Source organism: Klebsiella sp. JN_Kp122 (genome assembly GCF_040062085.1).
Taxonomy (GTDB): Bacteria; Pseudomonadota; Gammaproteobacteria; order Enterobacterales; family Enterobacteriaceae; genus Klebsiella; species Klebsiella aerogenes.
In genome coordinates this window covers 93,765-105,825 of sequence record NZ_JBEAHW010000001.1, presented here as the reverse complement: position 1 = coordinate 105,825, position 12,061 = coordinate 93,765, and the positions used below count along the sequence as shown (strand labels likewise).

The window sequence follows — 12,061 nt, the reverse complement described above, 5'->3', positions numbered from 1 at the left end:
GTTATGGAACAGATTACATTGTCATTTCCTGCCAACCGCGCCCTCAGCGGCAAAGCATTGGCAGGAGTCGTAGGTTCAGGCGATATGGAAGTGCTTTATACCGCCGCACAGGGCGCCACGCTCAACGTACAGATCACCACCTCAGTGGATAACAGCCAGGCGCGCTGGCAGGCGCTGTTCGACAGGCTGAACCTGATCAACGGTCTGCCCGCCGGGCAGTTGATTATCCACGACTTCGGCGCCACGCCGGGCGTCGCTCGTATTCGTATTGAACAAGTATTTGAGGAGGCCGCTCATGCGTAACGATCGCAGCTTTATCGAACTGCGCGCTCGCGAACGCGCCCACGCCCTGCTGGACGACGGCAGCTACCGCGAACTGCTGGATCCGTTTGAAGGCATTATGTCGCCGTGGCTCGGCGCGCAGGGCATCGTCCCACAGTCCGACGACGGTATGGTGGTCGCCAAAGGCACGATCAACGGCCAACCTGCAGTGGTGATTGCCATCGAAGGCACCTTCCAGGGCGGCAGTATGGGCGAAGTCTCCGGCGCCAAAATGGCCGCCGCGCTGGAGCTGGCGGCGGAAGATAACCGCAACGGTATCCCGACCCAGGCGGTACTATGCCTCGAAACCGGCGGCGTACGTCTGCAGGAGGCCAACCTCGGTCTGGCCGCCATCGCCGATATTCATGCCGCGATTGTCGACCTGCGCCGCTACACCCCGGTGGTCGGCATTATTACCGGTACCGTCGGCTGCTTCGGCGGTATGTCCATCGCCGCGGCGCTGTGCAGCTACCTTATCGTCACCCGTGAAGCCCGTCTCGGCCTCAACGGCCCGCAGGTTATCGAGCAGGAAGCCGGCATTGAAGAGTACGACTCCCGCAACCGTCCGTTTATCTGGAGCATGACCGGCGGCGAAATTCGCGCCGCCAGCGGGCTGGTCGACGCGCTGGTTAACGATGGCGTTAACGCCGTTAAAACCGCAATGAATGAGGCGATCGCCAAAGGCGTACCGGCACAGCACCGCAGCGACAACTATGACGATTATCTGCGTCGCTTGAGCCAGTTCGATACTCGCCAGCAGGCGGATACCGCGCAGATTAAACAGCTTTTTGCCCGGGAGGATAAATAATGAGTCAGTTCCCAAACCGCGCCGCGCTGTGGCTGAATAAACTGGCGCCCGACGCGCCGCTGATGAGTGGTCTGTGCCCTTCGGTGCAGGTCGCAGATGGCCAGATTGATGGCGAAAGCGTCCGCTTTATCGCCGTGGTGTCTGACGCCAACAACCACTACCCGCGCGCCGCCGGCGGCGAAGTCGGCTTGCTGGAAGGCTGGACGCTGGCGAAAGTGGTCAATGAAACCATCGCCGCTGACGCCGACCAGCCTGTGAAACGGCCGATCGTCGCGGTAATTGATGTCCCGAGCCAGGCCTATGGCCGCCGCGAAGAAGCCTTTGGCATCCACCAGGCCCTGGCCGGGGCGGCAGGCGCCTACGCCAAAGCCCGTCTTGCCGGCCATCCGGTGATTGGCCTGATTGTCGGAAAAGCGATGTCCGGGGCGTTTCTGGCCCACGGCTATCAGGCCAACCGCCTGATCGCTTTTAACGATAGCGGCGTGCTGGTTCACGCGATGGGTAAAGAATCGGCAGCGCGCATTACGCTGCGTACCGTAGAGGCGCTGGAGAAACTGGCGGCGACGATCCCGCCGATGGCCTACGACGTCAGCAACTACGCTACGCTCGGCCTGCTCTCCGCCCTGCTTGATATCAACCATCCGGATGCGCCAGACGAAGGCGATCTGTCACTGGTCAGCCGTACCCTGCGCGACGCCATCGCTGACGCGCGCACCGATACCTCACTGAAGTGCCGTCTGGGCGCGGAAAACCGCCGCAGCTCGCAACTGGTTCGCGATCGCATGCGCGCCAGCTGGTAAGACGTTCGTACGTAAGTAGTAGAAGAAAACCTGCCGGAAGCAGTCTCCCGGAGCGCGGAATAAACGCTCCGGGAAGGGACGGCTTTTAGAAAAAATAACAATCGCGCCAGTACTCTATTTTATTTACAGGTGATTTATGACTTATGTGATTATTCATGCTCTTGCCCCGATTTTCGTCATTATGCTGCTGGGCTTTTGGGCCGGTAAGGCCGGGATGGTAGATAACAAAAACGTCTCGCTGCTTAATATTTTTGTAATGGATTTTGCCTTACCCGCCACGCTGTTTAGCGCGACGATACAAACGCCGTGGGCCGGTATCGTCGCCCAGTCGCCGCTGGTGCTGGTGTTGACCGGCGCAATGTGGATCACCTATGCCGCGATCTACTTCCTCGCCACCAGCGTGTTCAAACGCACGCCGCAGGATGCCGCGGTGCTGACCCTCACCGTCGCCCTGCCAAACTATGCCGCGTTAGGTCTGCCGATCCTCGGCAGCGTGCTGGGTGAAGGCGCGTCAACCTCGCTGTCGGTGGCGGTCTCTATCGCCTGCGGCTCGGTACTGATGACCCCGTTCTGCCTGCTGATTCTGGAGCGTGAAAAAGCCCGCGCCGCGGGTGAAAACAGCGGTTCTACGCTGGCGATGCTGCCGGTGCTGATGTGGCGTTCAGTGAAAAAACCGATCGTCTGGGGCCCGCTGCTTGGGGTGGTGCTTTCCGCGATCGGCATTAAAATGCCGGACCTGCTGCTGGCGTCAATCAAACCGCTGGGCCTGGCCGCCACCGCCGCCGCGCTGTTCCTCACCGGGGTGATCCTGTCGGCACGTAAACTGCAGCTCAATGCGCTGATCGCTACATCAACCATCGTAAAACTGCTGGTGCAGCCGTTTATTGCCTGGGGTCTGGTGATGTTACTTGGTCTGCACGGTTCTATCGCCATTACCGCGATCCTGATGATTGCGCTGGCCGCCGGCTTCTTCGGCGTGGTCTTCGGCAACCGCTTCGGCGTGCAGTCTCCGGATGCTGAAGCCGTGCTGCTGTTAAGCTCGGTTCTGTGTATCCTGTCGCTACCGCTGTTTATCTCTTTGACTTCAGGACTGTAAACCATGTCATCAACGCCGCGTCCCCACGATTTAGTTTGGTTAAACCACGCCAGCGCCCTGGAAGACATTGCCGAGCCATGGGTGGCTCAACAGTGGCGAGCCGCGCTGCCGGTGGTGGTGAGGCGCGACGTTGACGGCCAGGCCCGCATCCCGGTTGGGGTGCGGGGCATGAAGCGCGAACAGCGCGCCGCCGGCTGGGTTCAGCCGCACAATATCGTGCGCAACGTCACCCCGGAGATGCTTGTTGACCGTGAGGTCTTGCTCCATTCGCCTTTTGTTTCGCAGCCGCCGGTCCAGGCGGCTATCGCCCTCACCTTACAGCGCTGGCCCTGGGGCTGGGGCGTCACCGGCAGTACCGGCTACGCGCTGGCAACCGAAATCCCGGTGCTGCATGCGGCAAGCGATCTGGATTTGTTGATCCGCGCGCCGCAGCCGCTGGACCGCGAGGCATTGCTGGAATGGCAGGCCCGGGTGGCCCTACTACCGTGCCGCGCCGATACCCAGATAGAAACACCGTACGGCGCCTTCGCCCTTAATGAGTGGCTGCGCGATGGCCGCGCGCTGCTGAAAACATCCCGCGGCGCTCGCTTAACCGCGACGCCGTGGCACAGGGAGGACTGATGAAGATTATATTTACTTTTCCCGGTCAGGGCGGCCAGCGCCCCGCAATGCTGGCGGCAATCCCCGATCGCGAGGCTATCCTCACCCAGGCGCGTGCCGTGCTGGGGGATGAAGTCGATACTCTCGATAGCGCCGACGCGCTAAAGCATACCCGTGCAGTACAACTCTGTCTGCTGATCGCCGGGGTAGCCTGGGCGCGCGAACTACAGCGCCAGGGCGTGGATCCGCAGATGGTCAGCGGGCTCTCTATCGGCGCGTTTCCGGCAGCGGTGATTGCCGGCGCGCTCGATTTCGCCAGCGCGCTGCGCCTGGTGGCGCTACGCGGCGATTTAATGGAGCGGGCTTATCCCGAAGGTTACGGGCTGACGGCGATTATGGGGCTGACCCGCCCGCGGGTTGAGGCGCTGATGCAGGGCCACGAGGTTTATCTCGCCAACCTGAACGCCGAAACGCAAATCGTGATCGCCGGGCGCGATGAAGCCATGGCCGAGGTGGCGCAGTTGGCGCTGCAGGCTGGCGCCAGTAAAGCCCAACGGCTGGCGGTCAGCGTGCCGTCGCACTGCGCGCTGTTAGATAAACCTGCCGCAGCCCTGGCAAAAGCCTTTGCCGACGTCACCTTAACGCGCCCTCAGCGCGCCTATTTAAGCGGCTCGACGGCGCGCGTGCTGTGGGATCCGCAGCGGATCGCCGATGATCTGGCGATGAATATGGCGCGCACCGTGCATTGGCAGGAGGCGATGATCGCCGCTGATGAACGCGACGCAAGGCTGGCAATCGAGATGCCGCCCGGCGGCGTGCTCACCTGCCTGACCCGGCAGGCGGGCTGGCGCGGCGAGACAATTTCGCTGGAGCGCAGCGGCGTAGACGTCGCCCGCCATCTGGCGCAGCGGCTTAGCGATTAATACTGCGGGCGTACATGCGCCCTTCCGCCGCCAGCGCCAGCAGGTCGGCATCGCGCTCGCGATGATGTGAATAGACGATAGAGATCAGCTGGCGCATCTGATAGGGTTCCGCCAGCTTTAACAGCTGCACATCGTTTTCGTAAACCTTCTTCATGCGCCCCGGCAGCAGCGCAAACCCGACGCCCGCCTGCACCAGGCTTATCATCGAAAAGATATCATTCACCCTGGTCACGATTTCCGGCTCAAAACCGGCTACATGAAAGGCCTCCTGAAATCCGGCATACGTCGCAAACCCTTCCGCCAGCGAGACAAATTTACGATCGGCGTAATCGCGCAGGTCGGCGAGCTGAGTGGTATCCAGCTGTTCCGTCGCCGGCGCGGCGAGGAAGATATCATCTTCAAATAGCGGCACCACGTCGAAAGCCGAATTATTGTACTCGCCTTCATTGGTGGCGATTAAGATAGCGTCAAGGGCATCGTCTTCCAGCATATCCAGCAGCATCTGATTGGAGCCCATCGTCAGATCCAGTTCAAGCTCCGGGCGACGCAGCTTCATCCCCATGATGATGCGCGGAACGGTTTCCAGCGTCAGCGAATAGAGGGTACCGATGCGCAACCGTCCCTGACCGACGCCGGCAACTTTGCGCGTCGCCTCAAGCCCGCGGCTCATCAGACTCATCACATCCTGGCAGTATTCGAGCAGCGTCCACGCCGCCTGCAGCGGCAGCAGGTTGCGCCCTTTGTGAACAAACAGCGGGCAGCCGACCCCCTCTTCGAGCGTATGCAGCGCGCGGTGAACGCTAACGCTGCTGAGCTTCATGGCTTCGGCGGTTCTGGCGATATTGCCCTTCGCCATAAACATCATAAAGACCGATAGCTTGCGGAAGGTGATCTCCTGGTTGATATCGTCTTTCATAACCCTTCCACACCCCTGGTTTAATTTTCTTATTTCAATTCAAACCAGTATATCTTTTATGAGGCCAAAGTTGCAGGCAGCGCGCGGCCTCAGCCGGTAAATAACGCAAAAAAGGGAAGACCATGGTCTTCCCTTTTGTTCACTGCCTGGATGCGTCGTTACAGCGCCATATCGTGCTGCGGCGAGGCCTCGCGCGGCGTCTCTGCCGGTTTGGCGGTCGCGGTCGGCGCCGTCTCTGGCATCTGAATGACCGGAGGCTTGGTCAGTTGCAGCGCCGCGGCGGTGTCATCCCAAACCTGCTGGGTCAGCGCCACGTTGCCGTTTAACTTCTCGCCGTAGCTCGGCACGATAGCGCGAATGCGGCTCTGCCATTCCGGCGAGTTAAACTGCTGCGGGAACATCTGCTTGAGAACGTTCAGGGTGATCGGCGCGGCGGTGGAAGCACCTGGCGATGCGCCGAGCAGCGCAGAAATCGTTTTCTGCTGATCGACCACCACTTCGGTACCGAGCTTCAGCACGCCGCCCTTTTCCGCGTCTTTTTTGATGATCTGCACGCGCTGACCGGCCTGAATCAGTTTCCAGTCTTCTTTACGCGCGTTCGGGTAGTACTCTTTCAGCGCCGCAAAGCGGTCATCATCGCTGAGCATAACCTGGCTAACCAGGTACTTCACCAGATCGAAGTTGTCGAGACCAACGTGGGTCATCGGCAGTACGTTGCTGGTGGTGGTGGTACTCAGCAGATCGAAGAACGAGCCGTTTTTCAGGAACTTGGTGGAGAAGGTGGCGAATGGCCCGAACAGCACCACGCGCTTACCATCGAGGTAGCGAGCATCCAGGTGCGGTACCGACATCGGCGGCGCGCCAACTGAAGCCTGACCATAAACTTTCTGCTGGTGCAGTTTTGTCAGCTCCGGGTTCTCGGTCATCAGGAATGAGCCGCCTACCGGGAAGCCAGCATAGTTGTCCGCTTCCGGAATACCGGTTTTCTGCAGCAGCTTCAACGCGCCACCGCCGGCGCCGATGAAGACATATTTGGCGTCGATAGCCTGCTCTTCACCGCTCTGCACGTTCTTAATCGTCACGTGCCAGGAGTTGTCGGCATTGCGTTTAAAATCGGTGACTTCAGAAGAGGTCTGCAGCGAGAAGTTGCTGCTCTTTTTCAGGCTACCGATCAGCTGACGGGTAATTTCACCGTAGTTCACATCGGTACCGACCGGCGTCCAGGTCGCGGCCACTTTTTGCTGCGGATCGCGTCCTTCCATCACCAACGGCGCCCACTGTTTAATTTGCGCGTGATCGGTGGAGAATTTCATTCCCTGGAATAAGGTGGTCTGCTGCAGCGCGTTATAACGCTTTTGCAGATAATCCACATTATCGCCCCACACGAAACTCATATGCGGCGTGGAATTAATAAACGAGTGCGGGTCGTGCAAAATACCGCGTTTGACCTGCGCCGACCAGAACTGGCGCGAAATCATAAACTGTTCGTTGATATCCAGCGCTTTGCTGACATCAATAGAACCGTCTGCACGCTGCGGCGTGTAGTTCAGTTCCATATTCGCCGAGTGACCGGTACCGGCGTTATTCCAGCCGTTGGAGGACTCCAGCGCGACGCCGTCGAGTTTCTCCACCATCACCTGTTTCCACTCCGGCTGCAACTCCTGCAGCCAGGTGCCCAGCGAGGCGCTCATGATGCCGCCGCCGATCAGCAGAAAGTCAGTTTTTTTCGAGGTATCGCCATTTGCGTAGGTCGCCGTACTGACGAACATCGCTAATGCGGTCATAGATATAATCGTTTTTTTAATTGCAGGCATAATAGAAATATCGCGTAGCAAAAGTGTAATAAGAGCCGTCATATTAACGCACTTTTACTTTATTTTAAAATATCATTTACACTTCGACATTTTAATCAAACAGTTTTTTAACTTAAAAAAGCAGCTTATTTATTTCGCTGGCAGTTATTGTGAAAAATAGCGACGGAAAATCAGGATGATTCGGGCGATAAGAAATATAGCGCCGGTTTATTTAGTTATTTAACAAACCGGCGCGGCGAGGAGATTAATTAACGTTACTGAGCGTTTTCTCTTGCGCTTCAGCCAGGGCGACACGCAAATGGTTGTTGTTTTCGCTGAGCAGATCTCGCGCCTGCCAGGCATCGAGCCCCGTCATCAGCATCAGAATCGCCGTCCGACAATGCTGATTGCAACTGGCCAACGCGGCTTTAGCTTGCGCGCGCGTACACTCTGCGGCGGCCATCACCATGGCGATTTGCCGCTCCTCCCAGCGCGGGCTGGTTGCCTGTAGATCAACGCGCAGGTTGCCGAACACTTTGCCGCTGCGTACCGCAAGGCCGGTGGTTAACAGGGTGAGGATCTGCCGCTGCGCCATTTGCGCTTTCGGATTGCCATAACCCGCCACCGCTTCCGGCCCGGTCTGCGGCGCAATCATAATATCCGCCAGCTGCGCGGCTTCGCTATCAGGCTGCTGCGTCAGGATCGCAATCGGCGTCCCCAGCGACCAGGCGTGACGCATGGCTCCCCACACCCACGGCGTTTTGCCGCTGACGGTGAGCGCCAGCAGCATATCATTAGCGCTCAGGGACAATAGCTGCATATCCCGTAAGCCCGCGTCATAATCGTTAGCCGCCCGCTCGGCGGCCTGCAGCGCGCTCCCTTCGCCACCGGCGATCATCGCCACCAGTGAGTGATTGGCTTCAGGGGAATAGTCATTAACCGTTTGCAACGCCGCCTGCCCGGATGCCCCGGCGCCAACGATCACCAGCCGTCCTCCCCGGCTCAGGGTCGCCGCGGCGTTATCCACCAGCCGGGTAATCTGCGGCAGGCAGGCATCGATGGCGACGGCTATCTGTTTGTTATCCTGCTGCAGCAGGGTCAGCATATCGAGGGTGGCGAGCGTATCGATATGGCGCGTTTGCGGGTGGCGTCGTTCTAGCATTGATGCGGTTGGCTTACTGCTCATAAAACCTCCATTTAAAACCGAACTCACTGCGGCGAAATCAATAGCGGTGACATATCCATTCATTCATCACGGCTATTTGATTGATGCAGCCAGTGTAAAGCCTTCATTCACGGCTTTACCGCCACGGGGGTCACAGTTTGTTCACCCGACACCTAATCGCAGCGCGATTGCGCGTTATCCGAGCATGAGGGCTACGCATGTCAGGCAGCGGATACCCAGTACGCCGGTTTTACTGTTATTACACGGCTTTATGAAAACCGCCCTATCGGCGATAATGATCGTTCAACGAATCGATCGGGGTTGTCATGAAGGAAGCCGAGCTACAGCCGCCCGCCCGCAAGCGCGCCCGCAGCCTGAAATTAAGTACCGCCGTCACGCTGATGATTGGCAGCGTTATCGGCGCAGTGCTGCTGCTGGTCTACGCGCTATGGTTTATGCAAATCAGTAACGCCACTCGCGACGGCTTAAAAGAGACGGCGCTGGCGGTGGCGCGCACCATGGCCGATATGCCGCAGGTGAAGCGCGGTCTCGGCGAGCCGCCGCAGAGCAATATTATTCAGCCGTTGGCGCAGGCCATTACCCGGCGTAACGACCTGCTTTACGCGATTGTGACCGACATGCGCGGCATTCGCTATTCGCATCCGGATAGCGCCATCATCGGTAAACCCTTTATCGGCGAGGATATCCGCCCGACCCTCGCCGGCCGGGAAAACGTGGCGATTAACCACGGCGTACTGGCGCCGGCGCTGCGCGTGTTTACCCCGGTATTCAATGAACAGCATCAGCAGATAGGCGTGGTAGTGGTAGGTATTTCGCTGAGTAAAGTTGACAAACAGATCGCCAATAGCCGCTGGGACGTTCTGCTGACCATTCTGTTCAGCGCGCTGGTCTGCGCAATCGGCACCTGGAGCCTGGTGCGCGGCTTGAAGCGTATTTTGCTGGGGCTGGAGCCGCAGGATATCTCCACCCAATTCCAGCAGCGACAAGCGATGCTGCACTCGCTGAAAGAAGGCGTGATCGCGGTGGATAGCAGCGGCCAGGTCACGCTGATTAACCCGGCCGCCCGCGGCATGTTACTTAGCGGGCCGGATAAAAGCATCGATCGCACCCCGCTGCTGGCGGACCTGCAGGAAGTTTTGCGCAGCGGCGAGCCCATCTATGACCGTGCGCTCGGCTGTAATGGCCTGTTGCTGATCAGCAATACCGTCCCGGTGCGCAGCCAGAACGCCATCGTCGGCGCGATCAGCACCTTCCGCGATAAGACCGAGATGAGTCAACTGGTGCAGCGGCTGGACGGCATGATGAGCTACGTCGATGCCCTGCGCACCACTTCGCACGAGTTTATGAACAAGCTGCACGTGATCCTCGGCCTGCTGAATATGAAAAGCTATGACAAGCTGGAAGAATATGTGCTGCAAACCGCCCATGCCTATCAGGCCGATATCGGCGAAATTCAGCACCGGATAAAATCGCCGGTGGTCGCCGGCTTCCTGATTGGTAAAATCCAGCGCGCCAAAGAGCGAGGCTTCACGTTGAACCTCGCCGAAGAGAGCCTGGTGCCGGATTGCCCCAATGAAAAACAGGTCACCGTACTGGTGACGGTGTTAGGCAATCTGATTGAAAATGCGCTGGACGCGATGAGCGGCCAGGAGGAAGGCGAAGTGAGCCTGCTATTGCACTATCAGGATGGCTGGCTAAGCGGCGAAGTGAGCGACGATGGCCCGGGGATCCCGGCGGCCAATATTGACGCCATCTTTAATAAGGGCTTCTCCACTAAAGGCGAAAATCGCGGCGTCGGCCTGTTCCTCGCCAACCAGCAGCTCCACGAACTCGGCGGCACGTTGTCCGTCGAGTCCGAACCTGGCGTATTTACCCAATTTTTTGTTCACCTGCCCTGGGATAGTAAAAGGAAAAAAGCGTGATAAATGTATTAATTGTTGACGACGATGCGATGGTTGCCGAGCTGAACCGCCTGTATGTGGCGCGCATCCCCGGTTTCAGCTGCTGCGGCACCGCGTCGACGCTCGGCAAAGCCCAGGAGATGATTAACGACCCGCAGATGGCGATCGATTTGGTGCTGCTGGACGTTTACATGCAGCAGGATAGCGGACTCGATCTGCTGCCGACCATTCGCGCCAGCGGCCGCGCCATCGACGTGATTATGATAACTTCCGCCGCCGATGCCGCCACCGTCCAAACCGCTATGCACTATGGCGTGGTGGATTATCTGATTAAGCCCTTTCAGTTCTCGCGCTTTGAAGAAGCGCTGACCGCATGGCGTGAAAAACGCAAACTGATGACCGGCCAGCCCTATTACGAGCAGGCGGATGTCGATCGTCTGTTGCACGGCGGCACGCCGGAAGCGGCTGACGCGCGTAAGCTACCGAAAGGCTTAACGGCGCAAACTTTACGCACGCTGTGCCAGTGGATTGATAGCCACCCTGATGTGGAATTCTCTACCGATGAGCTGGCGGCGGCGGTGAATATCTCGCGCGTCTCCTGCCGCAAGTATCTGATCTGGCTCGCGCAGATCAATATTCTCTATACCACCATCCATTACGGCGCGACCGGCCGACCGGTGTATCGCTATCGGCTGGTCGCCGAGCAGTACGGCCTGCTCAAGCAGTACAGTCAGTAATCTGGTAGCCGCTGTCGAGCAGTTGAAAGCGGATGCGCTGCGGTGACGACAGAATCACGTCGCGGTTTTTGGTGACAAAAATCGCTTCAATGTCGTCCCGCTGGCGCAACGCCGCGCAGCCCTTCTCCACGCCAAGGCCATACAGCAGCGTGGTCCAGATATCGCCGTCCAGTGAATCCGCGGAAATGACCGTTACGCTATCGAGTTCGTTATCCAGCGGATAGCCGCTGCGCGGATCGAGGATATGGTGCCAGCGTTTGCCATCCTGTTCGAAATAGCGTTCATAGGTGCCTGAAGTGACAACCGACTGCCCGCTAACGGCAATCGAGCCGATAAGCTCCTGCGCCGCAGCAAAGGGTTTTTTCAGCCCAATCGCCCATTCCCCTAACGTATGTACATTGCCGCCGAGATTAATCAGCGCCTGTTCGATCCCCTGCTGGCCCAGGTAATCGTGTACCCGGTCGGCAATATATCCTTTGGCGATTGCGCCAAGGTCGATTTCCATTCCGGCCTGCGCCAGCCACACGCTCTGCTTTTCGTCATCAAGAATGACATCCTGCGGGCGGGTTAACGGCAGCCGGGCCGCTATATCCGCCGCCGCTGGCACGCTATGCCCCTGAAAGCCAATGCGCCACAGTTTAACCAGCGGACCGATAGCCAGATTAAAGGCGCTGTCGCGCACCATACTGGCGGCTTTAGCGCACTTAATCAGTTGGTACACCGGACGGCTAACGGTGACGGGATGACGCCCGGCGGCATGGTTGATATCCATCACCTGCGACTGCGCCCGGTTCACGGTGAGCAGATCTTCGTAGCGTTTAATTAACTGAAATACGCGGGAGGCCAGCGCCTCATCGTGGGAATAGAGTTTGAGCAGGATGGGCGATCCCATCAACACGGCGGAGTAGCTATAGACGCGGTTATCGGACATTGGGCTCTCCTTAGAAGGGATAAGCCGGGCGGCTAAGCCAGCCCGGCAT

General features: G+C 58.6%; 12 protein-coding genes. 8 read left to right on the top strand and 4 right to left on the bottom strand.

Going from position 1 to position 12,061, the window contains the following annotated elements:
* Window positions 1–3 precede the first annotated feature (3 nt).
* The 6 genes from mdcC (at window position 4) to mdcH (ending at window position 4,548) form a co-directional block, all read left to right on the top strand.
* Window positions 4–303 carry a malonate decarboxylase acyl carrier protein gene (mdcC, locus tag ABLU78_RS00515; RefSeq protein ID WP_008805033.1) on the top strand — a complete coding sequence of 100 codons (300 nt, stop codon included), beginning with the start codon at window positions 4–6 and terminating at the stop codon, window positions 301–303.
* Entirely contained in the window at window positions 296–1,129 is an 834-nt protein-coding gene (locus ABLU78_RS00510; protein WP_012541866.1) for a biotin-independent malonate decarboxylase subunit beta, read from the top strand. Before mdcC ends, ABLU78_RS00510 begins: the two co-directional genes overlap by 8 nt.
* Window positions 1,129–1,929, top strand: a complete 801-nt coding sequence (gene mdcE, locus ABLU78_RS00505; protein WP_063421095.1) for a biotin-independent malonate decarboxylase subunit gamma — start codon at window positions 1,129–1,131, stop codon at window positions 1,927–1,929. The genes ABLU78_RS00510 and mdcE overlap by 1 nt, the downstream gene beginning before the upstream one ends.
* A 136-nt stretch (window positions 1,930–2,065) precedes the next feature.
* Complete coding sequence (locus ABLU78_RS00500; protein ID WP_058676174.1) at window positions 2,066–3,025, top strand: AEC family transporter; 960 nt, start codon at window positions 2,066–2,068, stop codon at window positions 3,023–3,025.
* A 3-nt stretch (window positions 3,026–3,028) separates the two neighbouring features.
* Entirely contained in the window at window positions 3,029–3,646 is a 618-nt protein-coding gene (locus tag ABLU78_RS00495; RefSeq protein WP_058676176.1) for a malonate decarboxylase holo-ACP synthase, read from the top strand.
* On the top strand, window positions 3,646–4,548 hold the full coding sequence (gene mdcH, locus ABLU78_RS00490) for a malonate decarboxylase subunit epsilon (RefSeq protein ID WP_032707945.1): 903 nt from the start codon (window positions 3,646–3,648) through the stop codon (window positions 4,546–4,548). Before ABLU78_RS00495 ends, mdcH begins: the two co-directional genes overlap by 1 nt.
* Here mdcH and ABLU78_RS00485 read toward each other — a convergent pair.
* From ABLU78_RS00485 to ABLU78_RS00475, 3 genes are all read right to left on the bottom strand, one after another.
* Window positions 4,538–5,464, bottom strand: a complete 927-nt coding sequence (locus ABLU78_RS00485) for a LysR substrate-binding domain-containing protein (RefSeq protein ID WP_015366791.1) — start codon at window positions 5,462–5,464, stop codon at window positions 4,538–4,540. The two genes, mdcH and ABLU78_RS00485, sit on opposite strands and share 11 nt — an antisense overlap.
* A gap of 158 nt (window positions 5,465–5,622) precedes the next feature.
* Window positions 5,623–7,278, bottom strand: a complete 1,656-nt coding sequence (gene mqo / locus ABLU78_RS00480; RefSeq protein WP_042892408.1) for a malate dehydrogenase (quinone) — start codon at window positions 7,276–7,278, stop codon at window positions 5,623–5,625.
* Window positions 7,279–7,522: 244 nt separating this feature from the next.
* Entirely contained in the window at window positions 7,523–8,443 is a 921-nt protein-coding gene (locus ABLU78_RS00475; RefSeq protein ID WP_015366793.1) for an N-acetylmuramic acid 6-phosphate etherase, read from the bottom strand.
* 305 nt (window positions 8,444–8,748) lie between these two features.
* On the opposite strand from ABLU78_RS00475, the gene ABLU78_RS00470 reads away from it, so the two are divergent.
* Window positions 8,749–10,365 (top strand): sensor histidine kinase, encoded by a 1,617-nt coding sequence (locus ABLU78_RS00470; protein WP_020078958.1) that lies wholly within the window; start codon window positions 8,749–8,751, stop codon window positions 10,363–10,365.
* On the top strand, window positions 10,362–11,081 hold the full coding sequence (gene dcuR / locus ABLU78_RS00465) for a two-component system response regulator DcuR (protein ID WP_047064648.1): 720 nt from the start codon (window positions 10,362–10,364) through the stop codon (window positions 11,079–11,081). Before ABLU78_RS00470 ends, dcuR begins: the two co-directional genes overlap by 4 nt.
* Here dcuR and ABLU78_RS00460 read toward each other — a convergent pair.
* Window positions 11,062–12,012 (bottom strand): FAD:protein FMN transferase, encoded by a 951-nt coding sequence (locus ABLU78_RS00460; protein ID WP_047040686.1) that lies wholly within the window; start codon window positions 12,010–12,012, stop codon window positions 11,062–11,064. The genes dcuR and ABLU78_RS00460 overlap by 20 nt on opposite strands.
* Window positions 12,013–12,061 lie beyond the last annotated feature (49 nt).

Excerpts from the sequence above, each read along its gene's own strand:
- mqo (WP_042892408.1), bottom strand. The coding sequence starts at position 7,278 with ATGCCTGCAATTAAAAAAACGATTATATCTATGACCGCATTAGCGATG.
- ABLU78_RS00485 (WP_015366791.1), bottom strand. The coding sequence starts at position 5,464 with ATGAAAGACGATATCAACCAGGAGATCACCTTCCGCAAGCTATCGGTC.
- ABLU78_RS00495 (WP_058676176.1), top strand. The coding sequence starts at position 3,029 with ATGTCATCAACGCCGCGTCCCCACGATTTAGTTTGGTTAAACCACGCC.
- ABLU78_RS00510 (WP_012541866.1), top strand. The coding sequence starts at position 296 with ATGCGTAACGATCGCAGCTTTATCGAACTGCGCGCTCGCGAACGCGCC.
- ABLU78_RS00500 (WP_058676174.1), top strand. The coding sequence starts at position 2,066 with ATGACTTATGTGATTATTCATGCTCTTGCCCCGATTTTCGTCATTATG.
- ABLU78_RS00475 (WP_015366793.1), bottom strand. The coding sequence starts at position 8,443 with ATGAGCAGTAAGCCAACCGCATCAATGCTAGAACGACGCCACCCGCAA.
- ABLU78_RS00460 (WP_047040686.1), bottom strand. The coding sequence starts at position 12,012 with ATGTCCGATAACCGCGTCTATAGCTACTCCGCCGTGTTGATGGGATCG.
- mdcC (WP_008805033.1), top strand. The coding sequence starts at position 4 with ATGGAACAGATTACATTGTCATTTCCTGCCAACCGCGCCCTCAGCGGC.
- mdcH (WP_032707945.1), top strand. The coding sequence starts at position 3,646 with ATGAAGATTATATTTACTTTTCCCGGTCAGGGCGGCCAGCGCCCCGCA.
- ABLU78_RS00470 (WP_020078958.1), top strand. The coding sequence starts at position 8,749 with ATGAAGGAAGCCGAGCTACAGCCGCCCGCCCGCAAGCGCGCCCGCAGC.
- mdcE (WP_063421095.1), top strand. The coding sequence starts at position 1,129 with ATGAGTCAGTTCCCAAACCGCGCCGCGCTGTGGCTGAATAAACTGGCG.